This is a genomic window from Acidobacteriota bacterium (genome assembly GCA_009861545.1).
Lineage (GTDB): Bacteria > Acidobacteriota > Vicinamibacteria > Vicinamibacterales > UBA8438 > WTFV01.
Genome location: VXME01000061.1, coordinates 1 through 25026, shown reverse-complemented (window position 1 = coordinate 25026; position 25026 = coordinate 1). Strand labels below are relative to the sequence as shown.

The following is a 25026-nucleotide window of genomic DNA, read 5'->3' as shown; positions in this document are numbered from 1 at the left end:
ACGGAAGAGGCCGCGCCGCGTCACCGAATCGGTCCCGATGGCTGACGACGCGGCCTCCCTCGGGCTCTACAAGGCGGCGTTTCCCTTCGCCGACGACGTTCTGGCGCTACCGGTCGAGGACATCGATCGGGCCGCGGAATGGTACGCGGCCAGGTTCGGCCTCGTCGAGGTGGAGCGGCGCATAGCCCCCTGCCCGACCGTCATCATGGCGCGGGACGGCGTCCGCATCGGATTCGCCGTCAACGGCGGCGACCCGAGCCAGGAGGGGGCCGCCATTCTGGTCGGCGACATCCACCGGGCCCGCGACGAGCTGCAAGCCAACGGCGTGAAGACCCCCAACTGGCGCGTGGACGAGCGCGACGGGAAGAAGTACCAGGTCTTCTTCGTGGTGGCGCCGGACGGACTCTGCTACTACTTTCACCAGTTTCTCGGTCGCATTGCAGAGTAGGCAGCCTGGAACGGCGAACCGCATGTTCGCAGGCCGCGACATCGACGGGAACGCGACCATCGAGTTGATGGACGCCGAGGGCCGGAACCGACTGGTGCTGGCGGTCTCGCCCGACGGTCAGGCCGGGATCCAGTTTCTGGACCAGAACGGCGACACGGTTCGCGAAATCGTGCCGTAGCCGGGGCGGCGGGTCGCCACGCCAAACGCAGACGGCCCAAGTGGGCTCGCGCTCGAGGCGCTCGACGCGATAGTGCGACAGTCCAGCCGTCCCGAGCAGGTACGGCGGCGCCGACCGTCGACGCCAGGGCGGCCTCACCACCTGACGGCCGAGTAGTCCGTCGGAACGAGGTCCAGGGACCGCACCGACTCTATCAGCCTGGTGTCGGCGTCGCGCTCCGCCGCGGTCACTATCTCGCCGAACTCCGGGTCGGCGTGCGCCCGGGGGAGTCGCTCGTCCCGCGCGCGACGCGAGGGATACCCCCGCATGTACACGAACGTGCGGTCGGCGTCATCGCCTGAGGTCGCGAGCCAGTAGCCGACGTTGCGTATCCCGTGCCGCTCGTAGATCCCGGTGGTGTAGTCCCCGAACCGCGCCGCCAGCGCATCCCGTTTCCCCGGCAGCGTCGTGTAGATGCGCAGCTCGAAGAAGCCGGGCTCGCGCGGCTGCTGGGCCAGTCCCCAGCCGACGCCGGCGACCCCGAATGACAGACCAAGTGCGGCGATCAGCTTCCACTTCAACATCGGCTCCTCCCGACACTCTCGACGGTTCGCGCGACCACTATTCCGAGACCAGGACCTCCGCCGGCGCGATGGCCGCGGCGCGCTCGTTGACCAGCATGGCGATGCTCGGCGAGGTCGTGTCTTCGGTCAGGAAGCGCCCCGCCACCAGCCGCACGTTCAGTGCCTCCACAAAGCCCGGCGTGATCACCGAGTGCAGCGCCGTCGCGACCAGCGGCTCTCCGTCGCGCGTCATGCCGGGAAGCCGAAATCCCGAGCTGTAGAGGCGGCTGCCATGGGGCGTCATGTTGCCGGCGCCGGCTGCCACCACGCGCGGCGCCTCGCGAAGACGCTCCAGCGCGGCCACCGCGAGCTCCTCCCCCCGAGTCCGGTGACTTCCCTCCGGGACGTGGATATCGGCGACCAGAACGTTGGCGGCGTCGAATCCGGCGTCGACACGCAGGATCGTGAGGAAACTGCGTGCGAAGAGCGCTCCACCCACGAGCAGGACAATGGCCAGGGCGACTTCGACCACCACGAGGGTCTCCCGCAAACGTCGACCGGCGTTACCCATGCTGCGGGCACCGCCGACCTGCATCGCGCTGACGACATCGCCGCCGGTCTGTCGCAGCGCGGGGAGCACCCCCGCGATCGAACCGACGAAGACCGCGACGAAGCCACCCGCGGCGACAAACCACATGTCGACGCGGGAAGTCCTCGGGAGCGAACGAATGAACCGCGGTAACGAGCACCCACCCCAGGAACAAGCCCAGGATTCCACCGACCAGCGAAAACACGACGCTCTCGGTAACGACCTGCCGCAGCAAGCGAAAGCGGTCCGCGCCAAGCGCCGCGCGAGTCGCAAATTCGCGCGCTCGAGTGCCCACGCGCGAGAGCAACAGATTGGTCACGTTGGCGCAGGCGATCGCCAGAAACAGGCCCGCGCCGACGACCAGGAGCAGGAGCGCCGGACGCACGGTCGCGGTCATCTGCTCCACCAGCGAACGGACGCGAACCTCGACAGGTCGCCGCCGAAGCGTTCCTGCCACGTGGTGTGAGCCAGGACCACGACCGGAGCGGCCCCACGTTGCGCGTCGGCCTCATCGAACAGGCGACCGTCGGCAGGGTCGCCACGGAGAACCCGCGGTTCGCGAGCAGACCGCGGAACGCCAACCTGATGTCTTGAACGAAGCCACCCATTCGGTTGGCAGACTATCATCGTCCATGGTCGAGGCCGTGCCGGTGGTTCTGAAAGGACGTGCGAGATGACGCGACTGCGAATGCTTGTGGCGCTCCCGGTGGCATGCCTGATCCTCGGCGGCACGGCGGAGGGGCAGGCACAGCGAGCCATGACGCTGGTCGATCTGCTCGAGGTGCCCCGCCTGAGCGATCCGCAACTGTCTCCCGACGGCCGTCAGGTGCTGTACGTGCTCGCCGAGGCAGACTGGAAGACGAACCGGGCGATCAGCCATATCTGGCGGGCGGACGCCGATGGCGGCAACACCGTGCAGCTCACCCAGGGAGAAGAGGGCGAGACGAGCCCGCGCTGGTCGCCGGACGGCGACGAGGTGGCGTTTCTGGCGGAGCGCGGCGCGGCGGATGCCACCCAGATCCACCTGTTGAGCAATCAAGGGGGCGAGGCGCGTCCGCTCACCAATCACCCGACAGCGGTCTCGAGCATCGCGTGGTCGCCCGACGGCGACAGCATCTACTTTCTCGCCGCCGACGAGAAGTCGCCGGCGGAGCAGGCCCGCGAGGCCGAGAAGGACGACGTCTACGCCTTCGAGGAGAACTTCCAGCACCGTCATCTCTGGACGGTCACGGTGGCGACCGGCGTAGCGGAACGGGTGACCGGAGGCGACTACTCCATCGTCGACTACGACCTCTCGCGCGACGGCATGCAGATCGCCTTGCATCGCGCTCCGAATCCGGTGCTCGAGTATCGCGACGCGAGCGAGGTCTGGGTGATGGGAGCGGATGGGAGCGACCCGCGCCGGCTGACCAGCAACGCCGTGCCGGAATCCGGGGCGCAGATGTCCCCGGACGGCTCACGGGTGCTGTTTCTGTCCCGCGCGAACGAGCGGTTCGAGAAGTACTACAACAGCAACGTCTTTCTTGCTCCGGCGGACGGGGGCCCGGCCAGGGTCCTGGCTCCCGACCTGCCCTACGAGCTCAGCGACGCGGCCTGGTCGGCCGACGGGGATGCGGTCTTCGCGGTCGTGAACATGGGCGTCCACAGCGAGTTGTTCCGGCTGGATGCGGCGACGGGTCAGGCCGAGCAGTTGACCGACGGCCGGCACTCGATCGGGTCCTGGAAGCTCGAGACGGCGGCCGGCCGACACATCCTGACGCTGCGCCAGCCGGACAACCCCGGCGACGTCTGGCTGATGGGGACCGGCGCCGGCGCGACGCCGACGCGCGTGACTCGCGTCTTCGAGCACCTGCGCGAGGACTTCCGGCTGCCGCGGCAGGAGCAGGCGCAGTGGACATCCGCCGACGGGGTCACGGTGGAAGGGCTGCTGTTCTACCCGCTCGACTACGAGGAGGGGCGGCGGTATCCGCTGGTCATCCAGACCCATGGGGGGCCGCAGGCTTCCGACAAGTTCGGCTTCGGGGCGCCGCCCAACTCCATCCAGGTGCTGGCCGCGCTCGGCTACGCCGTGCTGCAGCCCAACTATCGCGGCAGCACCGGCTACGGCGACGCGTTCCTGCGGGACATGGTCGGCGGCTACTTCAAGAACGCCCACCTGGACGTCATCGCGGGCGCCGACCACCTGATCGCGGCCGGCCTCGTCGACGGCGAGCGCATGGCGAAGATGGGCTGGAGCGGCGGCGGTCACATGACGAACAAGGTGATCACCTACACCAACCGCTTCCAGGCGGCGGCCTCGGGAGCGGGCGCGGCCAACTGGATCTCCATGTACGCGCAGAGTGATACGCGCAGCCAGCGGACGCCGTGGTTCGGCGGCACGCCCTGGCAGGTCGATGCCCCGACGGACCTCTACTGGGAGCACTCCCCGCTGAAGCACGTGTCGAACGTGACCACGCCGACGATCTTTCTCGTCGGCGAGGACGACCTGCGCGTGCCGATGCCGCAGTCGGTCGAGATGCATCGCGCGCTCAAGAGCCTCGACGTGCCCACGCACCTCTACGTCGCGCCGCGCGAGGGACACGGCTGGCGCGAGCTCCGGCACCAGCTCTTCAAGATGAACGTCGAGCTCGACTGGTTCGAGCGGCACGTGACCGGGCGGCCCTACGTCTGGGAGCAGGCCCCGGCGCAGAGTGAATGAGGAGGACGGCGGTGTGCGGGCCTCCCGCCGGCACCCGGCTCGCCGAAGCGGACGGCATCTCGAGTTGAGCGAGAAGCAACCGCGACGGGCGGCCTGCACCCGCGGGTCAAACCCAGCGGGATCCCGACACTGCGTCGTCCGTACGGTTCACCGCCGCGATGTATAGTCGTGAGCTTCGACTGCAGCTTGCGGGAGGCCGTCCATTCCTGAAATCCACCTGACGCTCCGCGTGCCCTCGTGGATGTACCGACGGATCCCGACAGGCGCATTGGTCGCAGCCGGGTTCCCGGCATTCAATCTGCTGCTCTTCGTCCCCCTCTATCTCCTCGTGTCGGACGAGAACCACTTCTGGCCCTTCTTTCCCCTGGGACATCCCCGCGGCGACTACGACTGGGGATGGCCGGGGATCGGACGCAGCACCTACGAGTACGTCATGCAGTTGTTCGTCCGGCGCCACAACCTGGACATCTTTCGGGTCAGCGCGGACTGGATTCTCATCTTCTCGTCACTGGTTCTCGCCAGCCGCTTCGCCGGCGGGTGGCGCCGGACCGCGCTGCCGCTCGCATGGTTCGCCTACGCCGGGCTCCTGGCGTTCATGACCTACAGCGGCTTCATTCACGACCTCTTCGGCCGGCCGGGCACCCTGGTCGACGACGTGCTCATGCTCGACAGCGCCTGGATCTTCGTGCGCGACGCCTGGGGCCTGGCGGATGTCCTGGTTCTCTTCGTCCTGCTGGCCGCGGTCGCCGGGTTCGGACTGCTGCTGGCGCGCTATCTCGATGCCGTCTGGCGCTGGGGCGCCGCTCTCGATGCGCGGCGCGCGGCCGTCGGGTACACGATGGCCAACGCCTACTGCCTGCTGTCGCTCCTCTGGTTCGGCGTCCCGCGGGACGATCCGATCGTTCAGCTCCAGGCGAAGCACGCGTACTACAACTGGGAGCGGTCACGGGCCGTGGCGGCCACCATCGAGACGCTGAACGGCTCCGTCGTGCAGGCGGCGGATCGCCTGGCCGAGACGGCTCCGGTGCGCCGACCCGACATCCATCTCTTCGAGGTCGAGTCGTACGGCGCGGCGCTGTGGGCCGACGAAGACTACCTGGTTGCGCGGCGGGAGCTGATGCGCCGGGTGCGAAGCGAGCTGAACGCGCTGCGGCTCCCGTTGTTCACGCGCTTCGCGACCGCACCGGTGCACGGCGGCGGGTCCTGGATGAGCACGGCGTCGGCGCTGAGCGGGATCCGGATCGGCAGCCACTCGATGTACTGGGCCTGGAAGCGCATGGCCGACCGCTATCCCCACCTGATTTCCTACCTGCAGCGGCACGGCTACTACACGCTGGCGGTGCAACCGGGCGCCACATGGGCGGAGGACCTGTACGGTTACGACGACGTCGTCATCCGGCGGGATTTCTCCTACGACGGCCGGGTCTACGGATTCGGCCACGTGCCGGACCAGTGGGCGCTGGACCACGCGTTCGAGAACCACTGGAACCGGAATCCCCGGCCTCGCCTGTTTCACTTCTTCGCCGTGTCCACGCACTTCCCCTGGCAATCCCCGCCCCGCATCACGGAAGACGTCGCGGAGCTGGAACAACCGCAACCCTCGTTCATCGAGACCCGACCCGACTACGTGGAGCTTGCGCTGACGATTCCCCAGGGCTGGCAGCGTGACTACTTCGTGACCGTCGCCTACGAATGGGAGCTGCTGCTCGAAGCGTTTCGAGAGCGCATAGAACCAGGGTTCGTCGCCCTGATCTTCGGCGACCACCAGCCGCCGTTCATCACCGAGGGCCACGGCGGCAACGACGTCGCGCTGCATGTCGTGACCGACGTCGCCGCTCTCGAGGGACCGCTGGCGGCGGCGGGCTTCGCGAACGGACACGGGACCGCCTGGGAACCCGCGTCGAAGTCGTTCCGGATGGAAGCCCTCTATCCGTTTCTGGTGAGTCTGCTGGCGGCGGAACCGGGAGAACCCCTCGAGTACAGTCCGACCGGCATCGTGGTCCCCGAGCTGCCGACCTGGTAGACAACGATAACCCGAGCCTCCCGTCGTCGCGGCCAGGAGGCTTCGCTCCACGGGGTATGATTGGAGTAATGAAGAAGTTCCTCACCGTCGTGGCGTTGATGATCGCGGTCGTCGTACTTCAGACGTCCCGCCCTGCGGCCCAGGACGATGGCGCGGAAGAGGCCGAGCGCATAACGCGCGCGGCCGATGTGCTCGACGCGATCATGGCCGCCGACGACAGCGCCATCCCCGACGCCATCCTGGAGCGCGCCCAGGGAATTGCGGTGTTTCCCGGAACCACGCGCGCCGGTTTCGGCTTCGGCGGCATGCGCGGCAGGGGCGTCCTGAGCGCACGCAGCGGCGACAGTTGGTCGGCCCCGGCCTTCCTCACCCTCACGGGCGGCAGCTTCGGGCTGCAGATCGGCGTCCAGCGCAGCGACATCATCCTGGTCATCATGGTCCCCGAGGGGCTCGACAACCTCGTCAGCAACCAGTTCTCCATCGGCGTCGACGCCGGCTTGGCCGCCGGCCCGGTGGGCCGCAACGCCGCGGCGGCGACCGACCTCCAGTTGAGCGCCCAGATCCTCAGCTACTCGCGGGCGCGGGGCGTGTTCGCCGGCATCACGATCAACGGCAGCACCATCCGGCAGGACGTGGACGCGAACGAGCGTTTCTACGGCTCGCGCCTCGAGACGCGTCCGATCGTCTTCGAGGACGCCGGCGGCGCCCGCGAGCCCGTGGGGCTCTGGCGTCAGACACTGGTCCGCCACGCCAACTAGACTCCGAAGCGGGGCGAAACCGCCGAGTACAGAGCGCCCGCGTTTTTCGTGGCGGCGCTGCTCCGGCCGGTGGTATCGTGAACCGCTGACGTCGTGGACCATGTCCTCGATACCCCGGGACCGAGCGACGCCGACCGCATCGCGATCCCCGGGGGGCAACGCCGCGGCCCCGTTCGACATACCGGCGTAGTGCGTCTTCGGCAGGCAGCGCGCGAAGGCGATGTGAGGGGAGACCAGAGATGGCGAAGAAGCGCACCAGCGACGGCGACGATCCACATCTCGAGCGAGAGAACGAGCACGGTGTCAGCCGGCGGGACTTCGTCAGGACCGGGGCCGTGGCGGGGCTGGGTGCCGGCGCACTGCTGGCGCCGGGCTCGGCGCAGGCGCAGGAATCGGCCTCGGGCGCCGAGGACGCGGCCTGGGACTACGAAGTGGACGTGGTCATCGCGGGGGGCGGCTGCGCCGGCCTGACCGCGGCCATTCGCGCGCGCGATCTCGGGGCCAGCGTCCTGGTGGTCGACCAGAACTTCGACCTCGGCGGCCGGATGCTGCACAGCGGGGCCTTCGTGTCGCTCGGCGGCGGCGACCCGGTCCAGCAGCGGGACAGGAAGGGCGAGAAGGACAAGGAGGGGTTGATCACGGTCGATCCCGCCGAGGAGCCGGAAGAGCTCGACGACAGCGTCGAGCTGCTGTTCACCGACATCACCGACTGGTCGGTGGTCGATCCCAAGGGCCAGAGCCCCTACCGCTACAACGAGCGGGAGCTCGCCCGCGCGTGGGCCGAGAACTGCCCGGCCACGCGGCAGTTCATGATCGACAACTACGTCCGGTTCACGCGCGTCAGCGGCACGCACGGCGGCGGCGGCCTGTCGCGGGCGCGCGGGGCGCGCTGCTTCCTGATGCTCGGCGACAAGACGGACATCAAGGCGGGCACGATCACCGCGGAGGATGCGGGCGTCGCCGATCTCGAGCGCTCGAGTGCGTTCGCGCCGCAGCAGATGAACGACGCGCGCCGCGTCGTCGGGCCCAACGCCGTGAGCAACGGCGCGGCCCTCTCCCGCTGCCTGGAGTTCTCCGCGCGGGAGAAAGGCGTCGAGTTCATGTTGCACCGCCGGTTCGCCGACCTCGTTCGCGAGGAGCCGTTCGCGGGCCGGGTGGTGGGCATCAGGGCCCACTACTCGCCGCGGCATCACCCCGAGACCGGCGAGCTGCTGCAGAGCTTCTGGCAGAACGGCAACGTCGACGAGCGGCGCGAGACGGTGACTATCCGGGCCCGCCGGGGCGTCATTCTGGCCAGCGGCGGCCACGCCGGCAATCCCCAGGTTCGCAGCATGTTCTACCCCGCCATGCGGGAGCCCGCCTTCCCGACCAGCGGCGTCGCCCTGCAGGGGCCCCACGGCCAGGACGCCAGCGCGCTGGTCGCCGGCCTGCGGGTGGGCGCCAACCTGGCCGGCATGCACCAGAACCTGTCGTATCCCACGACGTTCCACATCTCCACACGCCTAGGCACCAAGGACGCCTATACGACCATGATGCCCGGCCACCCGACGTTCGGTTTCCGCAAGGCAGCGGGCGTCAACGTCGGCAGCGCCGGCTTCGAGGAGTTCATCGCGGTGAACCAGGTCGGCAAGCGCTTCTTCAACGAGGTCCGTCTGCCCGCCCGGCCCGGCGGCAGCCGGTACCCCGGCGACGGCGCCGCCCCCGGCCAGGGGCTCGACCACAAGCCGCTCGACTGGCGCAACTGCGAGAAGAAGTGGGTCCGGGAGTCGTACGACTACGACCACGGCCTCGACGCCGCACTGGCCATGAACGAGGGATCCAAGGCGCCGGACTACCACTCCGGGCCGCTGTGGGCCGTCTTCGACCAGGAGGCGGTGGAGCGCACCGGCTGGGAGCTCCGCCATCCCTACGTGGCGGACAACGGCTACTTCTTCCAGGCCGACACCATCGAGGAGCTGGCCGAGAAGATTGCCGCCGGACATGAGTTCCAGCGGGTGCCGCTCCGTTACCTGGCCGAAACCGTGGCCAAGTGGAACGATTGCGTGGACGCCGGTGCCGATCCCGAATTCGAGCGCCACGCGGATGCCCCGATGTTCCGCATCGACAGGCCGCCGTTCTTCGCCCTGTCCATTATGGTGATCTGGCACGACTCCTACGGCGGCCTGCGGGTCGACGGCCGCCAGCAGGTGGTGGACATGCAGGGAGAGGTGATTCCGGGCCTCTACGCCGGCGGCGAGGCGGTCGGCGGATTCAACAAGCACGGCCTCGGCAAGGGCCACGTCCACGGCTACATCGCCGGCACGCATGCCGCGAAGAAACCGCCGGAGCAGGGATAGTCGCGCCGCGAACGAGGTCGATCCGACCGGACGTGCCATAGCCGATGATCCAGCAGGACGATGCGTCGCGCACGAGCGGCGCGGGTGGCGTCGACGCATTGGGCGGCGAGCCGCCCGGCGCCGGCCCGACGCCGCCGGACGGCGCTGCCGCCGCCGAGCCGCACGCCACGCGCGTCGTCGTCTGGGACACGCCGCCGGCGATCGAGTGCGGGAAGCGCTTCGCCGTCAGACTCGGGGTCGCCTGCTCCGGCAAACGCAGTGCGGCCGGCTGGACGGTGGAGGTGCACGACCACGACGGCAAGCAGCGGGCGACGGCCACCGTCGGCGACGACCCGTGGCCGGGCACCGACGCGCTCCACCACGCGCAGGTTGAACTGGACGCCCCCGATGTCGAGGGGCTGTACGCGTGGAAGGCCGTGGCGCCGGCAAACGATGCGAGCGGCGCGAACACCGGCGGCAGCGCCTCGTTCCACGTACGGGTCGTAGCCGCACCGGCATGCCTGCTGACGGTCGTCGCGAGGGACGCCGAGAGCCGGTCCCCGGTCGAAGGCGCGCGGGTGGTGGCGCATCCGTATCGGACCGTCACCGACAAGCGCGGCGTGGCTCGACTGCGGATTCCGGCGGGCGAATACCGTCTTTTCGTGTCGGGGAAGGGCTACGTTCCCTTCCGCTTCGACGGCGCGGTGGAGGCCGACACGACAATCCGCGCCGAGTTGTCGCAGGATGTGGAGCTTTCGGATGCCGATATCTGGTCCTGATCGCCGGCGCCGACAAGACGAGGGAGTCAGTCCGATGCGGAACTCCGTGGTCGGCGGTCTGGTACTCGGCTGTGTTCTCATCGCGTGCGTCACGACCGCCGGCGCGGCGCAGGTCGACGACGCGGCGCGCTTCGGGCAGGGGGAGCAGCTCTACGAGGCGCGCTGCGCCCGGTGCCACGGGCCCGCGGGAGACGGCAGCCCACCGACCTTTCCGGCCCTGAACGGCAACGACCGCCTCTCGGACGCGGCGCGAATCGTCGGCGTTCTGCGCGAGGGCTCCGGGAACATGCCTCCGTTTCCCACCCTGACCGCGGCCGAGACGTCCGCGCTGGCCACCTACGTCCGCAACGCCTGGACGAACGACTTCGGCGGGGTGACGGCCGGCGAGGCGGCCGCGCTGGCGGACACGTCCGCGGACGCAGTGCCCGTGGCGTCGGTCTGGGACGGCGTCTTCACCGCGGCGCAGGCGGCGCGGGGCCGGCTGGCATACTCCGGCGGGTGCGGCTTCTGTCACGGCCGCCGCCTGAACGGCGCGCCGGACGATCCCGACATGCGCTCCACGCCCCCTCTGGCGCGGGCGAGATTCCTCCGCGAGTGGGACGGGCGTTCGCTGGCCTCCCTGTACGAGTACACCCGATTGACGATGCCCGAGGACAACCCGGCCTCCTTCACCGACGGGGAGTACGCCGACGTCATCGCCTACATGCTCTCGGTCAGCGGGATGCCGGCCGGTGATGAGGAGCTTCCACCCGATTCACAGAGCCTCGCACGTATCGTGATTCGGCCGCGGCAGTAGGCATCCGCGCTCCGGAAGCGCCTTCGCAGACTGCCAGACTCGAACCGAAACGCCCTGCGGGCAACGCCACCGCTGCGGCAGGAAGTGAGAACCATGACGATCGAGAGGACGCTCCGACCCGAACACCGGCAGCGGCACGGCCCGTGGCGGTTCCGTGGCGCGTTACTGCTCGCGCTCCTGCTCGTAGCGGCAACCGCGACGGGCCAGGACGCCGGCAAGCGCCACCTGGAGCTCGAGGACTATCTCTCCTGGGAGACCGTCAACGACCCGCAGATCTCGCCGGACGGCGCGACCGTCGTCTACGAGCGGCGGTTCGTCGACGCGATGGCCGATCGCATCCGCACCGAGCTGTGGGTCGTCGGCGCGGACGGCTCCCGGAACCGGTTCCTCACCGAGGGCGGCGGCGCCCGCTGGTCGCCCGACGGCACCCGCATCGCCTTCACGCGGTCCGTCGAGCCCCAGGGGTCGCAGATCTTCGTCCGCTGGATGGACGCCGAGGGCGCGGAGAGCCGGATCACGCGGCTGGAGAATCCGCCGTCCCAGATTCGGTGGGCGCCCGACAGCGGCTCCATCGCCTTCCGCGCGGTGGTCCCGCCCGGGCCCGACCCGGACTGGGTCATCGACATGCCGAAGGCCCCGGTGGGCGCCGAGTGGACGGCTCCGGCCCGGATCGTCACCCGGCTCAACTACCGGCGCGACGGGTCCGGCTACACGCCGGCCGGATATCGCCACATCTTCGTCGTCGGCTCCGCCGGCGGAACGCCGCGCCAGATGACCGGCGGCGACTTCCACCACGACGACCCGCGGTTCACCCCGGACGGCAAGGGCATCGTCTTCTCCGGCCTGCGCGAGCCGGATGCCGAGTACGCGTGGCGGGAATCCGAGGTGTACCGGGTGGACCTTGCGACTCGCGAGATCGCCGCCCTGACCGGCCGCGACGGCCCGGACGCCAATGGCGTCCCCTCCCCCGACGGCCGCGCCATCGCCTACACCGGCATGGACCACACGACCGACACCTACCGCGAGGAGGGTCTGTACGTGATGGCCGCCGACGGCTCGGGCGCCCGGGTCATCGCCACCGAGATGGGGCGGCGTCCCGGCATCGTGGGCTGGGCCCCCGACGGCAGCGGCGTGTACCTGAACGCGCAGCTCAGAGGGACCAGCAACCTGCACTTCGCGTCGGTCGACGGCGAGGTCCGCCCGGTGAGCGACGGCAACCACATGCTGTCGGTCTCGTCGATCAGCGACAACGGCATCGCCGTAGGCGTCGTCTCCGGCTACCACGCCCCCGGCGACCTGGTCGCCTTCGACGTCGACGCGCCGGCGCAGATGCGCACGCTGCACCGCACGAACGCCGGACTGCTCGCCGACGTCCGCCTCGGAGACGTCGAGGAGATCTGGTACCGGTCGCCCGACGGGCTGGACATCCAGGGCTGGATCGTCAAGCCGCCGGACTTCGATCCGGAGCGGAAGCACCCCCTCATCCTCCGCATCCACGGCGGCCCGCACGCGATGTACAACGCCGGCTTCGACTTCAAGAACCAGGACCACGCCGCCAACGGCTACGTGGTGCTCTACACGAACCCGCGCGGCAGCAGCGGCTACGGCAGCGCCTTCGGCAACGAGATCAAGAACGCCTATCCCGGCAAGGACTACGACGACCTGATGGCCGGCGTCGACGAGGTGGTCTCGCGCGGCTACATCGACGAGCGAAACCTGTTCGTCTACGGCGGCAGCGGCGGCGGAGTCCTGACGTCGTGGATCGTCGGTCGCACCGGGCGCTTCACCGCCGCGGTCGTCAAGGCGCCGGTCACCAACTGGCTGAGCTTCGTCGGCACGACCGACGGCTCGAGCTGGTACCGCAACTTCGAGAAGCTCCCCTGGGAGGACCCCGAGGAGCACCTGCGGCGGTCCACGCTGATGTACGTCGGCAACGTCACCACGCCGACCCTGCTGATGACCGGCGAGCGGGACCTGCGCACCCCGATGGAGCAGACCGAGCAGTACTACCGGGCGCTGAAGCTGCGCAAGGTGCCGACGGGGATGATCCGGCTGACCGACGGCTGGCACAGCCGCAGCCTGCCGCCAACGAACTTCCTGCGGGTGCAGCTCTACCTGCGGTCGTGGTTCGAGCGGTTCATGGTCGAGGGAGAAGCGGCCACCGACCAGGAGGGATGACCGCGGCCGAGTCGATGTCGTTCGCCAACCCGCGCTGGCCGGCCCTACGGGTCGCGTGTCGATCCGCTTGGTTCTCCGCCGGCAGGGGCCTGGATTCTGCACGTCCTGCCACCGTGTCACTGATCCTGGCGACGTGAATCGCGGGACTACATCGGGTGAAAGGCGAACTAGCGAACGCCCTATAATCGACGAAGTGCTCACGCGTCTCCAGGTAGAAGGCTTCAAGAATCTGGACCGGATCGATGTCCGGCTGGGTCCGTTCACCTGCGTTGCCGGGCCCAACGGCGTCGGCAAGTCCAATCTATTCGACGCGATCTCCTTTCTCGCCGCGCTGGCGGACAAGCCCCTGGTCGAAGCAGCGTCGACGGTACGAGGCGGAGATTCCCGGCGCGGTGACGTGTGGAGCCTCTTTCGGCGCGCGGGCGACCACGTAACCGACACGATGAGACTCGCTGCGGAGTTCCTGATACCGGAGGAGGGCGAAGACGAGCTCGGCCAGGTGGCCAAGGCATCGATGACGTTCCTCCAGTACGAATTGGAGCTTCGATACCGGCAGGATTCAGCCGTCAGGACGATGGGCGCTCTGGAGATCGTCCGCGAACGAATGGTCCATATCAATCGTTCCAAAGCGAAGAGCCGGCTCGGCTTCCCGCACAAGAAGGCCTGGCGGGACTCGGTGGTCAAGGGCCGCCGTACCAGCCCCTATATTTCGACGGAGAATGAAGGAAACGAAGAACCGGTCGTCTCACTGCATGCCGACAGCGTAGCCGGCCTGGGGGGCGGGCGCCCACGTCGGGTTCCTGCTGCGAATCTGCCCCGCACGATGTTGTCTTCTGTAAACAATGCCGCCGAGCACCGAACATTGGTACTCGCGCGCCAGGAAATGGCCGGATGGACGCAACTGCAACTGGAGCCTTCGGCTCTCCGGGCGCCGGACGGCTTTACGGCGCCGCGCAGCATGGGACCGAGTGGAGCCCACCTGGCGGCGACGCTGTACGACCTTGCGCAGGCGGCGCAACGCGATCACCCGGGTGGAGAGCGGGACGTCTACGCCCGGGTCGCGAACCGGCTCTCCGAACTCGTCGAGAACGTCCGAGGGATCGCTGTGGACGTCGACGACAAGCGGCAGCTTCTGAGCATCGTGATGACGGATCTCCAGAACACCGAGCACGTTGCGAGCGCGTTGTCCGACGGCACGCTGCGCTTTCTCGCTCTCACCGTCATGGAGTCCGATCCGAGGAGCCGACGGCTGCTCTGCCTGGAGGAACCCGAGAACGGAATGCATCCCCTCCGCATTTCGGCCGTCATCGAGTTGCTGGACGAACTGGCCGTTGACGTCGAGGAACCCGTCGATGCCGACAATCCTCTTCGCCAGGTAATCATCAACACGCACTCGCCGTCGGTAGTAGGGTGTGTTCGTGACGACGCGCTGCTCGTGGCCCACGCCGGTCGCGGGAGTGAATCCGCGGCGTCGCGACTCTCGATACGCCATCTGCCGCACACGTGGCGTGACCAGGAGGATGCCGATGAACCCACGGTTACCCGCGGCGATCTGTTGGCCTACCTGAATCCGCTGCAGACAATCGATGACGGTGGCGACGCCCCACGCGGCGGCGCCCGACGAGTGATGCACCGTGCAGACCTGCGACAGTACGGGCTGCCGCTTGCGCCCTCCGACGCAGGGCCTGCACGATGACACTGCCGTACGACATGGGGAATGCGGGCGACCTGCTCAAGCACGGTGTCCTCGCGGAGTTTGTGCGTTGGCAGTGCGAGCTGGGCATGACGCTTCGCTTCCTGGATCCGTTCGGCGGCGAACCGTGGGGACGCCCCGTCCCGGAGGTCGCGAGACGCGTTCGCGCTCTGCCCGGATGCGCGCTGCGGACGGCGCAGACTGGAATCGATGACGGGCGCTACTACGGCAGCGACCTTCTGGTCCGGCGGACGGCAGACGCAGTCGGAAAGGGTCACGTCCGAGTGCTCAGCGGCGACGCCTGCACGGCGCGGCGGAATCGGCTGCGTGCATGCAGCCTCTGGATGCTGGACGACGTCTTTCCCGGGACCGCCCCCGACTCGGGCTGCAACCGCCATGACGGCTATGACGCGCTCGGGAGGATCATCTGTGCGGCCAGGGAGGGTGACCTGCTGCTCGTCGATCCCTTCTTCGACGACTTCCTGGAGCGGCGGGCGAGAACGGTCGTGCCACGAATGGCGGCCATGGCCGAGCGCGCCGCCGTACTCCTGTTCGTGCTGCACCGGAATCCTCGCAGTCGGGTCAGCCAACGGTTCGATCTGCTTCTGGAGCACCATCTTCGCGGTGCATGGCGCATGACCTGCCCGCCGCTCGTCGACACCGGTGTCAGGGGAGAATCGAGGTACCACGCGGAAATCGTGCTGGCGGCTCGGCTGCTTCAGGAAAGAAAACGCGTTCGAGAAGTGAGCATCCTGAGTCGGCGACTGACGGCGTTCGCGAGGGATGCAGCCCGTGTGCTCCGGCTACCCGCGAAGCAACTCGAACCCAGGCTAGTCGGTCACTGAGACCGCCGCTCCAGCCACGGCGGCGGACACTCTTCATCCGGTCCCGACCCTACGCGCGGGAAGGGCGGCTCGCCCCAATCCTGATCGATGTCGGACTCGATGCTGTCGCGAAAGCAGGGAATGAACGCTTGCAGCAGCTTGGCGCCCAAGGTAACCTGAGTTCGTCCTCGACTCCTGCGTCCGGCGCTCCCTCCGTGCACGATCTGATGGCGGACGACACTCAGGTTTCTGAACAGGCCGTCGAGCGCTCCAGAGATGCGATTCTTGATGCCGCTACGGATTGCTTCATCCAGACCTTCTACCGCCGCTCCAACTCGTTCTCCGAAAACACGCTCCCACTCCTCGCGTGTCCTCACACCGGCATCTTCCCGCCACCTGTTCCAGAATGAAGGGTGTGCCTGCCGCAACGCAAGAATGCTGACGATACTCTTCTTCTGCGCGTGCAGGATCCCCTGTAGTCTCCCTCTATCGCGCTTCGCCAGCCTGTGGTGGAGTTTCTCTCTCTCCTTCCCATCCTCAATCTTTGAATGCTCATTCTGGTAAGCGGCTTCGTAGGCGATCCAGTAGTACACGAATCGGATGTGCGCGTGATCGTCGTCGTCCGGGGTGCTGCCCGCCAAATCGATCCAGACATTCATGCGCTCGACGCGGCGCTCGTTGTCGCCACGCAGGCGGTCGTCGTCATTGACGGACATGGTCGGGCACCCCCCTTCGCTACCTTCGATGCCGTTCACCAACCCAGACCGAACCGATCCTACCCCGCGGTCTCCAGTTCGAACCGCGCCTCGCCCGCGCGTAGCGGCGGATCTCCGAATTTCGGACCGACCTCGCAACTCGAGTCTCGGTTGGTACAGCCTCGTCAGCGACTGTCGGCGTACGACGCAGAGCCTGCGTGGACTACACTGACGCTGGCGAACATCCGGTGCCGATGGCGGGAGTGTTCCCGGAGTGTTCCCCCCGGCGATCCTCCTCGAAGGGAGTCGCTTGCATGCCAACACCGAAAAGCAGCGAAGACAGCCCAATCCGCATCGCCGCGGTGACGCCGGGCGACGGCTACGGCCGGATCGGCATCACCCTGTGCCCCGGCAAGCACGATCCCCACGGGATGTCCGGGGCCTGGGCGCGCGACCTCGAAATCGACCTGGATGCAATCCAGCGGTGGGGAGCGACCGCGGTGGTCACCCTGATCGAGGAGCACGAGTTCGAAAGGCTATCGGTGCGCGGCCTCCCGGGGAAGGTCCGCGACCGGCACATGGAGTGGTGGCACCTGCCGATCGAGGATGGGCACTCCCCGCCGGCACAGGGCTTCGAGGACGGGTGGGCGGTCGCGGGCGAGGCGCTCCGGGACCGGCTGCGCCTCGGCTTCGACGTGCTCGTCCACTGCCGTGGCGGTCTGGGGCGCGCCGGGACCATCGCCGCCCGCCTGTTGGTGGAGTTGGGCGAGCGCCCTGACGAAACGATCCGCCGGGTACGAGAGGTCCGGCCCGGAGCGATCCAAACCGACGAACAGGAAGAGCACGTGGCGCAGTGTGCACCGCGGGCGTCAGCGGCTCCACGGAAGGATCCGAAGAGCATCCGTGACCGCGCGCTCGGCGCCTTCCTGGGTCTGGCAGTGGGCGACGCGGTCGGCACGACGCTCGAGTTCCGCCGACGCGACGCGCAGCCGCGCGTTGAGGACATGGAAGGCTGCGGCCCGTTCGAACTGCCTCCCGGCTCCTGGACCGACGACACGGCCATGGCGCTGGCGCTGGCCGAGAGTCTGGCGACCTCCGAGGCGCTCGACCCTCGTGACCTGATGGACCGCTTCGTCAGGTGGTGGCGGGACGGCGACTACTCGTGCCGCGGGTACTGCTTCGACATCGGCAACACCACGCGCGCGGCACTCGACCGGTACCTGCAGACCGGCGATCCGCTCGCCGGCTCGACGGATCCCGGGAGCGCGGGCAACGGCTCGCTGATGCGGCTCTCCCCGGTCGCCCTCCGGTTCTGGCGGGACCGGCCGCGCCTGGTGGCCACCGCCGCCGAGCAATCCCGGACGACCCACGGGGCTACGGAAGCGGTGGACGCCTGCCGGGCGTTCGCCGAGCTGCTGGCCGACGGCATCGCCGGGACGCCGCGAGCCGAGGTCCTCGCCCGGAGACCGTTCGAGGGCGCGGAAGCTGTTGCCCGGGTCCTGGCCGGCAGTTGGCGCGGACGCCCCAGGAACGAGATCCGCTCCAGCGGATACGTCGTGCACACCCTGGAGGCCGCCCTGTGGTCGGTCGCGCGTGCCGGGAACTTCCGCAACGCAGTGTTGCTCGCGGCCAACCTGGCCGACGACGCCGACACAGTGGCAGCGGTGACGGGCCAGCTTGCGGGCGCCCTCTACGGCCTGCGCGGGATTCCCGACGCCTGGCTCGAAAGGCTCGCCTGGCGGGATCGGCTACTGGAAGCGGGACGGTGGGCGCTCGCCGAGCCCCTCGGATAGAGTCCAGGGAATGAATGCGATCAAGAACCGACAGGACTGGCTTCGGCAGCAGTCCACCGCCTGAACGAGCGCATTCCGTACCACATGCTACTCGGGCATCGGCAGCCAGGCGAGCCGGTCGCCGCGGTACGAACCCAGCCACAGCTCGTCCCCGATCGGGATCGCGGTGGTCGACGAGATGAACCCGTTCATCGCGGGCTGCACGAGGATCCGTTCGAACTCCAGGGTCTCCGGGTCGATGGCCGCCACGTTGCTCGTCTCCAGAGTCGGCTCCCGCGGCAGGGTGATCGAGTTGCCGTCCCTGTCGGTGTGGCCGGCGGCGTAGATGACCGAGCCGTCGAGCGACTTGCGCAGGTTGTCGGGACGGAATCCAAGCGGGATGACGTCCTTCTCGACCGGCGTGACGCCGCGCGACAGGCGCGTGAGCTTCTCCTCGGCCCAGCCGGCGATGTAGAGGGTCTGCCCGTCCTCGGACACCTCGATGCCGTTCGGGGCGGTGTCCTCGCTCTCGGGCAGCACCTCCCAACCGCTGTCGGCCTGCCACTCCCAGACGCCGATCCCGGCGTTCGTCGTGGCGAAGCCGCCGCCCGGCAGGGCGACCACCGAGTTGAGGTTGGCGCCGTCGGGCGCCACCACGCAGCCCACCCAGGCCAGGCTCGGCGGCGAATCCCCGGCATTCACCTCGAAGAACTCGATCGCCTCGCGCGGGCCGTGGTGGACGACGAGCAGGCTGTGGACGTCGTCCGCCCCTGGCTCGAGGTAGAGCCCGTGCAGCCGGGATACGTCCGGGTTGGCGAGGTCGAACGGACCGGGACACGCCGGATAGGCCTCGGCGTCGAGCCGCTGCTCGCTGTCCGGCGTGGGGAACACCACGGTCGCGGCCTTGTCGGCGACGTGGACCAGGTTGAGCCGGCCGCCCTCGCGGGCGCCGGAGACGATGGCCCACTCCGCGCCGGGGACGACCACGATGTCCTCGGGGCTGACCATGTCGCAGATGAACTGCACGTCGCCGACCGGATCGCAGGGGTGCTCGCCGGTGACCGCGAACTGCGGCGGCTCCGGTGCGGCTTCGGCCGCCGGTTCCGGCTCGGGTTCCGGAGCCGTTGCGCCGCAGCCCACCGTGACTACCATGATCAGACCGATTGCCGCCAGCTTCCCTGCGCCCATTTCATCCTCCTCGCGGATCGAGATGGCGACAGGATATCACCCGCGCCCGCGTGGAGCGGGGGCGTCGGTCGCCGCTGGCCGCACACGGGCGCGATATCACCACGACCATCCGGACGAGACCCGGCCCGGGGGTGACATAATCCGGCCGATGCCTTCTTCGCCGCTCACACGACGCCAACTCCTGCAGGCCACCGCCGCCGGAATCGCCACGGCCGCCGTCGCGCCCGGCACCCAGGTCTCGGGGACCGTCGCGACCAGGGCTGGCGCCGGCCGCTACACTCGCGCGATGGCGCAGACCAACGAGATCGGTCCCTACGAAGACGGCGTGCTGCCGGCCGGCGTCCGCTCGCGGTTCGTCGCCGACGTCAACGGCCTGCGCATGCACGTGCTGGAAGCGGGATCGAAGGCGGGCGGGCGCGGGGGCGTCCTCCTGCTGCACGGGTTTCCGGAGCTCGCCTACAGTTGGCGCCGGCTGATGCCGGTGCTGGCGGAAGCCGGATACCACGTCATGGCGCCGGACCTGCGCGGCTACGGCCGCACCGACGGCACCGGCGTGGACTACGACGACGATCTGCGCCCGTTCCGCATGCTGAACGAGATACGCGACATGCTGTCCCTGGTGGCGGCGTTCGGCTACCGCCACGTCCACCTCGCCGGCCACGACTTCGGATCGCTCGTCGCGTCGTGGTGCGCGGTCGCCCGGCCGGACGTGTTCCGCTCCGTCGTGCTGATGAGCGCGCCGTTCGGGGGAACGGCGACGCTGCCGTTCGACACCGCCGACGCGGCTGCCGCTGCCGGGCCGGCGGGCGCGGCGGCGGACATCGACGCCGGCCTGGCGAGCCTGGCTCCGCCGCGCCACCACTACCGCCGCTTCTACGCCACGCGGGGAGCGAACGACGATCTGTGGCGGGCTCCGCAGGGGGTGCACGACTTTCTGCGCGCCTACTACCACATGAAGAGCGGCGACTGGAGCGGCAACCGGCCGGAGCCGCTCCGCGAGTGGTCCGCCGCCGAGCTGGCGCGCCTACCCCGCTACTACGTCCTCGACCTCGGCAAGGGGATGGCGGAGACCGTGGCCGAGCACATGCCGTCGGCGGCCGAGATCGCCGCCTGCGAGTGGCTGCCGGACGACGAGCTGCGGGTCTACAGCGCCGAGTACGAGCGGACGGGGTTCCAGGGCGGCTTGCAGTGGTACCGGAGCGTGCAGTCGGTGTCGTCCATCTTCGGCGGCGGGATCAACGCCGACCTGCAGGTTTTCGCCGGACGGACCATCGACCAGCCGTCGATGTTCATCGCCGGCGCGCGGGACTGGGGCATCCACCAGCGGCCGGGCGCCCTGGAGCGGATGGACGGACAGGCCTGCACCGACCTGCGCGGCCTGCATCTGCTGGACGTGGCGGGGCACTGGGTGCAGCAGGAACAGGGGGCCGAGGTCAACCGGCTGGTGCTCGAGTTTCTGGAATCGCTGTGACGACGACGAGGCCCGGGTGCGCGCTGGCTGCGAGGCCCGCAGGAGCGGTCGGCCGCGCTGCCTGCGACGCGCGCGGTGAAGGACGCGCATCGTGACGAAGCGTGATGAAGGATGAGGAAGCATGGCTGACACAACAACCGCATCGACGGTGCGTACGGCCACGATCGGTCTCGTGCTCGTCGCCCTCCTGGGCGTGCCGGCCGGAGCAGCAGCCCAATCGCTCCCGAACCCCTACACCCTGGTGGACGAGTGGCCCCGCCTGCCGTCGCACATGAACGGCGGGAAGTGGGGCGAGACCATCGGCGTCGACCGCGACGCGGACGGCAACATCTGGGTCTTCCACCGCTGCTTCAACAACCGGCCGCCCGGCGCGGCCACCTGCGTCGGCCGGGACGACGACCCGCCGGTCGTCAAGTTCAGCCCGGAGGGCGCACTCCTGGACAGTTGGGGCGAGGGGGTGTTCGCGGCGCCCCACGGCTTCCACATCGACCCGGAGGGCAACCTCTGGGGGACCGACTACAACGGCAGCGACACCGTGCTCGGGATGCCGGCCGGCGGCCGCGGGCACCAGGTCTTCAAGTTCAGCCCGAGCGGCGAGATCCTGATGACGCTGGGCAAGGCGGGTGTCGCGGGCAACGGGCAGGACACGTTCGATCGGCCGAGCGACGTGGCGGTCAACGCCGACGGCGACATCTTCGTCACCGACGGGCACGGGCCGAACAACCGCGTGGTGAAGTTCGACCGGAACGGCACGTTCCTGATGACGTGGGGCGGTCCCGGCGACGCGCCCGGCGAGTTCGATCAGCCGCACACGCTCACCCTGGACACCCGCGGGCGGGTGTTCGTCGGCGACCGCTCGAACAGCCGGATTCAGATCTTCGAGCCGGACGGGACCTTCGTAGCCGAGTGGAAGCAGTTCGGCCGCCCGAGCGGGATGTTCATCGACGAGGACGACGTGCTGTACGTCACCGACTCGACCTCGAACTCCAGCAACAACCCGGGCTTCAAGCGCGGCATCTACATCGGCAGCGCCGTCGACGGGACGGTGCACGCCTACATTCCCGATCCCGACGTGGCGTTCCAGGACGAGCGCCGCATCTCCGGCGCATCGGGCATCACCGCCGACCGGCAGGGCAACGTCTACGCCGCCGACGTCGGCCCGCAGCGGATTCGGAAGTACGTCAAGCGGCGCAGGTGACGCATGGCTGACGAAGCACCACGGCAATCCCCTCGCCCGGTCCGCGTGGACGCCGCCAGGCTCGGAGCGGTGGCTCTGGTCGGGGCTCTGCTCTGGCTCGTCCCGACCCCGGAGGGCGTCGAACCGCGCGCGTGGCAGCTCCTCGCCGTCTTCGTCGCCACCATGGTCGGCATCATCCTGCGCCCGATGCCGATGGGCGCGCTGGCGTTCGTATCGGTCTCCTTCGCGGTGCTCTCCGGCACCCTCACCATCGGGGAGGCGACCGGTGGCTTCGGCAGCACGGTGGTCTGGCTGGTGGTGGCCGCGTTCTTCATCGCCACCGCGTTCGTCAAGACCGGGTTCGGCACGCGCATCGCGTACCACTTCATGCGCCTGCTGGGGAAACGCAGTCTCGGACTGGCCTACGGCTTCGTCGTCACCGACCTGGTCCTGGCCCCGGCCATCCCGAGCAACACGGCCCGGGCCGGCGGCGTCATCTTTCCGATCCTCAAGTCGCTGTGCGTCTCGCTGGGCAGTGACGCCGCGCTCGGCACCCAGCGGCGGATCGCCGGCTTCCTGACGTTCACCTCCTACCAGGGCGTGGTGATCACGAGCGCCATGTTCCTCACCGCGATGGCCGCCAACCCGCTGGCGGCGTCGCTGGCCGCGCAGCAGGGAGTGGAGATCTCCTGGGCACTCTGGGCCGTGGCGGGGTTCGTTCCCGGGGTGATCAGCCTGCTGGTGGTGCCGTTCCTCATCTACCGGCTCTACCCGCCGGAGATCACGCACACGCCGGAGGCCCCGGAGCTCGCCCGGCAGCGGTTACGGGAGATGGGACCGATGTCGCGGGACGAGTGGGTCCTGCTGGCCGTGTTCGTCTTCCTCCTCACGCTGTGGATTTTCGGCGGCACGCTCGGGGTCAGCGCCACCGCGACGGCGCTGGCCGGGGTGGCCGCGATGCTCGCCACCGGCGCCCTCGCCTGGCAGGACATCCTGGAGGAGCGCAACGGCTGGGACACCTTCATCTGGTTCGCGGTCCTCGTGATGATGGCCACCCAGCTCGGCGAGCTGGGCCTGCTGGCCTGGTTCACCGAGCGCGTCTCGGGCGTGCTGGGCGAGGGACACTGGCTGCCGTCCTTCCTCGGCCTGAGCCTGATCTACTTCTACGTCCACTACTTCTTCGCCTCGAACACCGCCCACGTCAGCGCCATGTACGCCCCGTTCCTGGCCCTGGCCATCGCGGTCGGCACGCCGCCCGTCCTCGCCGCCCTCGTGCTGGCCTTCTTCAGCAACCTGTTCGCGTCGATGACCCACTACGGCACGGCGCCGGCGCCGATCCTGTTCGGATCGGGCAACGTGGAGATCGGCGACTGGTGGCGGCTGGGGGCGCTCATCAGCGTGGTGAATATCGTGATCTGGCTGGGCGCGGGAAGCCTGTGGTGGCGGCTGCTCGGCTTGTGGTGAGCGGTCCTTCCAAGCCGCTCATCGGCCTCGGAGAGCCGACTCGTTGGAGGAGCCGCCGGATCAAGCGCCGGAGGCGGTAAACTCCTGCCGTGTTGCGGTCAGCATATGCTGCCGGCGCGCCCCTGCTACAGCTTGATGGTGTGGTGCCGGGCTACGCGGTGAACGGCCGGCGCACGGCCGTCTCGAGCCGGATCGACGAAACGCTCAGGGGCGGAGAGCTCGCCTGCCTGATCGGGCCGAACGGCGCAGGAAAGAGCACGCTCATGCGAACGATGGCGGGACTGCAGATTCCGCTCGAGGGCGTGGTGCGTTTCGATGGTGCCGACGTACATGGCATGCCGCCGGCGAGCCGAGCGCGACACCTCGCGGTCGTGCTGACCGAGCCCGTTCAGGTGCCGATGCTCACGGCGTATGACCTGGTCGCCTTCGGGCGGGTGCCGTACACCGATTGGGGCGGGACGCTCGCGGCGCACGACCGCGACATGGTCGGGCAGGCGCTGGAAGCGGTCGGCGCCACCGAGCTGGGCGCGCGCCATGTGGTGGAGCTCAGCGACGGAGAGCGGCAGCGAGTCATGATCGCTCGCGCGCTGGCGCAAGAGCCGGCCGCGATGATCCTCGACGAGATTACCGGGTTCCTCGACCTGCCCCGCCGTATCGAGATCATGCAGCTCCTGCGCCACGCCGCACACGAATGGGGCTGTGCCGTGCTTCTCTCGACGCACGACCTCGACCTGGCCCTCCGTACCGCGGACCGCATCTGGCTGATGCCGAAGGGTCGACCCCTTCACACCGCGATGCCCGAGACGCTGGTGCTGAGCGGCGCCTTTCAGGCCGCTTTCAATTTCGCCGATGTGGAGTTCGACGAGCAGAGCGGCTCGTTTCGCGTACGCCATCCCCGGCACTGGCCGGTGACGACGACGGGCGATGCGTCGGGCGTGACGTGGACCGAGCGTGCGCTCGAACGTTACGGTTTCTATGCCGCACCGGCCGGAGGAAAGCCCGGGGTCCGAATAGAGGTCACCCGGGGCGCAGCCGGCATGCGGTGGAATGTGCACTTCGACGATGCGTCGCACCAGCATGCGAACCTCGAGGAACTGATCCAGGCGCTCCGCACACGTCTCGAGCACCAGGTCGAACAGGATCGGATCTGACGTATGACGTCGGGCGCCCTCCGTCGCCTGCTGCGTTCGTTTCGTAGCGCCATGCTGTTGGTCACCGCACTCGCTCTCCTCGCGGGCACGGCGTGCAGTCTCGAGCCCGAACCTCCACCAGCGCCGGCGGATCCGATCTACGCGGGGCACGCACCGGCCACCAACCTGCAATCGGAGCGGGTCGCTCGCTTCGATTCGACGGTTGACTACTTTCCGGAGAAGGCTCGATTCCGACACGCCACGCAACTGACGGTCGAATACCACGGGCATTTCAAGATCGCGGACAT

19 protein-coding genes are annotated in these 25026 nt (G+C 68.9%); 14 read left to right on the top strand and 5 right to left on the bottom strand.

Going from position 1 to position 25026, the window contains the following annotated elements:
- Window positions 1-37: 37 nt before the first annotated feature.
- Window positions 38-448: a VOC family protein gene (locus F4X11_09665; GenBank protein ID MYN65279.1), complete on the top strand. Its 411-nt coding sequence runs from the start codon at window positions 38-40 to the stop codon at window positions 446-448.
- A gap of 312 nt (window positions 449-760) precedes the next feature.
- On the opposite strand, the gene F4X11_09660 is transcribed toward F4X11_09665, so the two are convergent.
- The 3 genes from F4X11_09660 to F4X11_09650 are packed head-to-tail and all read right to left on the bottom strand — an operon-like array spanning window position 761 to window position 2154.
- Window positions 761-1189, bottom strand: coding sequence for an NIPSNAP family protein (locus F4X11_09660; GenBank protein MYN65278.1), 429 nt, complete (start codon window positions 1187-1189; stop codon window positions 761-763).
- A 37-nt stretch (window positions 1190-1226) separates the two neighbouring features.
- Window positions 1227-1808: a hypothetical protein gene (locus tag F4X11_09655; protein ID MYN65277.1), complete on the bottom strand. Its 582-nt coding sequence runs from the start codon at window positions 1806-1808 to the stop codon at window positions 1227-1229.
- Window positions 1732-2154 (bottom strand): FtsX-like permease family protein, encoded by a 423-nt coding sequence (locus tag F4X11_09650; protein ID MYN65276.1) that lies wholly within the window; start codon window positions 2152-2154, stop codon window positions 1732-1734. Before F4X11_09650 ends, F4X11_09655 begins: the two co-directional genes overlap by 77 nt.
- Before the next feature lie 276 nt (window positions 2155-2430).
- Here F4X11_09650 and F4X11_09645 point away from each other — a divergent pair, with 276 nt between their 5' ends.
- From F4X11_09645 to F4X11_09610, 8 genes are all read left to right on the top strand, one after another.
- Window positions 2431-4455, top strand: a complete 2025-nt coding sequence (locus F4X11_09645) for a S9 family peptidase (GenBank protein MYN65275.1) — start codon at window positions 2431-2433, stop codon at window positions 4453-4455.
- Window positions 4456-6147: 1692 nt separating this feature from the next.
- Complete coding sequence (locus tag F4X11_09640; protein MYN65274.1) at window positions 6148-7236, top strand: lipid-binding SYLF domain-containing protein; 1089 nt, start codon at window positions 6148-6150, stop codon at window positions 7234-7236.
- Window positions 7237-7475: 239 nt separating this feature from the next.
- On the top strand, window positions 7476-9572 hold the full coding sequence (locus F4X11_09635; protein ID MYN65273.1) for an FAD-dependent oxidoreductase: 2097 nt from the start codon (window positions 7476-7478) through the stop codon (window positions 9570-9572).
- 44 nt (window positions 9573-9616) lie between these two features.
- On the top strand, window positions 9617-10330 hold the full coding sequence (locus F4X11_09630) for a carboxypeptidase regulatory-like domain-containing protein (protein MYN65272.1): 714 nt from the start codon (window positions 9617-9619) through the stop codon (window positions 10328-10330).
- Entirely contained in the window at window positions 10296-11126 is an 831-nt protein-coding gene (locus tag F4X11_09625) for a c-type cytochrome (protein MYN65271.1), read from the top strand. The genes F4X11_09630 and F4X11_09625 overlap by 35 nt, the downstream gene beginning before the upstream one ends.
- Window positions 11127-11219: 93 nt before the next feature.
- Entirely contained in the window at window positions 11220-13304 is a 2085-nt protein-coding gene (locus F4X11_09620) for a S9 family peptidase (protein MYN65270.1), read from the top strand.
- Window positions 13305-13497: 193 nt separating this feature from the next.
- Complete coding sequence (locus F4X11_09615) at window positions 13498-15000, top strand: AAA family ATPase (protein MYN65269.1); 1503 nt, start codon at window positions 13498-13500, stop codon at window positions 14998-15000.
- On the top strand, window positions 14997-15842 hold the full coding sequence (locus F4X11_09610; GenBank protein MYN65268.1) for a hypothetical protein: 846 nt from the start codon (window positions 14997-14999) through the stop codon (window positions 15840-15842). Before F4X11_09615 ends, F4X11_09610 begins: the two co-directional genes overlap by 4 nt.
- Here the strand turns inward: F4X11_09610 and F4X11_09605 are convergent.
- A complete protein-coding gene (locus tag F4X11_09605; GenBank protein ID MYN65267.1) occupies window positions 15836-16576 on the bottom strand; it encodes a hypothetical protein in 741 nt (246 codons plus the stop codon). The genes F4X11_09610 and F4X11_09605 overlap by 7 nt on opposite strands.
- Window positions 16577-16830: 254 nt before the next feature.
- Here F4X11_09605 and F4X11_09600 point away from each other — a divergent pair, with 254 nt between their 5' ends.
- Window positions 16831-18309: a hypothetical protein gene (locus tag F4X11_09600; protein MYN65266.1), complete on the top strand. Its 1479-nt coding sequence runs from the start codon at window positions 16831-16833 to the stop codon at window positions 18307-18309.
- Between the two features lie 87 nt (window positions 18310-18396).
- On the opposite strand, the gene F4X11_09595 is transcribed toward F4X11_09600, so the two are convergent.
- Complete coding sequence (locus F4X11_09595) at window positions 18397-19476, bottom strand: hypothetical protein (GenBank protein ID MYN65265.1); 1080 nt, start codon at window positions 19474-19476, stop codon at window positions 18397-18399.
- A gap of 286 nt (window positions 19477-19762) precedes the next feature.
- Here F4X11_09595 and F4X11_09590 point away from each other — a divergent pair, with 286 nt between their 5' ends.
- The 4 genes from F4X11_09590 (at window position 19763) to F4X11_09575 (ending at window position 24739) form a co-directional block, all read left to right on the top strand.
- Entirely contained in the window at window positions 19763-20947 is a 1185-nt protein-coding gene (locus tag F4X11_09590; GenBank protein MYN65264.1) for an alpha/beta hydrolase, read from the top strand.
- 121 nt (window positions 20948-21068) lie between these two features.
- Window positions 21069-22145, top strand: a complete 1077-nt coding sequence (locus tag F4X11_09585; protein ID MYN65263.1) for a hypothetical protein — start codon at window positions 21069-21071, stop codon at window positions 22143-22145.
- A 3-nt stretch (window positions 22146-22148) separates the two neighbouring features.
- A complete protein-coding gene (locus F4X11_09580) occupies window positions 22149-23588 on the top strand; it encodes an anion permease (protein ID MYN65262.1) in 1440 nt (479 codons plus the stop codon).
- 122 nt (window positions 23589-23710) lie between these two features.
- Window positions 23711-24739 (top strand): ABC transporter ATP-binding protein, encoded by a 1029-nt coding sequence (locus tag F4X11_09575; GenBank protein MYN65261.1) that lies wholly within the window; start codon window positions 23711-23713, stop codon window positions 24737-24739.
- Window positions 24740-25026 lie beyond the last annotated feature (287 nt).

Bases quoted from the DNA above. Each gene is read 5' to 3' on its own strand.
- F4X11_09665 (MYN65279.1), top strand. From the start codon at position 38: ATGGCTGACGACGCGGCCTCCCTCGGGCTCTACAAGGCGGCGTTTCCC.
- F4X11_09660 (MYN65278.1), bottom strand. From the start codon at position 1,189: ATGTTGAAGTGGAAGCTGATCGCCGCACTTGGTCTGTCATTCGGGGTC.
- F4X11_09650 (MYN65276.1), bottom strand. From the start codon at position 2,154: ATGACCGCGACCGTGCGTCCGGCGCTCCTGCTCCTGGTCGTCGGCGCG.
- F4X11_09645 (MYN65275.1), top strand. From the start codon at position 2,431: ATGACGCGACTGCGAATGCTTGTGGCGCTCCCGGTGGCATGCCTGATC.
- F4X11_09640 (MYN65274.1), top strand. From the start codon at position 6,148: ATGGGAGCTGCTGCTCGAAGCGTTTCGAGAGCGCATAGAACCAGGGTT.
- F4X11_09635 (MYN65273.1), top strand. From the start codon at position 7,476: ATGGCGAAGAAGCGCACCAGCGACGGCGACGATCCACATCTCGAGCGA.
- F4X11_09630 (MYN65272.1), top strand. From the start codon at position 9,617: ATGATCCAGCAGGACGATGCGTCGCGCACGAGCGGCGCGGGTGGCGTC.
- F4X11_09625 (MYN65271.1), top strand. From the start codon at position 10,296: ATGTGGAGCTTTCGGATGCCGATATCTGGTCCTGATCGCCGGCGCCGA.
- F4X11_09620 (MYN65270.1), top strand. From the start codon at position 11,220: ATGACGATCGAGAGGACGCTCCGACCCGAACACCGGCAGCGGCACGGC.
- F4X11_09610 (MYN65268.1), top strand. From the start codon at position 14,997: ATGACACTGCCGTACGACATGGGGAATGCGGGCGACCTGCTCAAGCAC.
- F4X11_09600 (MYN65266.1), top strand. From the start codon at position 16,831: ATGCCAACACCGAAAAGCAGCGAAGACAGCCCAATCCGCATCGCCGCG.
- F4X11_09595 (MYN65265.1), bottom strand. From the start codon at position 19,476: ATGGGCGCAGGGAAGCTGGCGGCAATCGGTCTGATCATGGTAGTCACG.
- F4X11_09590 (MYN65264.1), top strand. From the start codon at position 19,763: ATGGCGCAGACCAACGAGATCGGTCCCTACGAAGACGGCGTGCTGCCG.
- F4X11_09585 (MYN65263.1), top strand. From the start codon at position 21,069: ATGGCTGACACAACAACCGCATCGACGGTGCGTACGGCCACGATCGGT.
- F4X11_09580 (MYN65262.1), top strand. From the start codon at position 22,149: ATGGCTGACGAAGCACCACGGCAATCCCCTCGCCCGGTCCGCGTGGAC.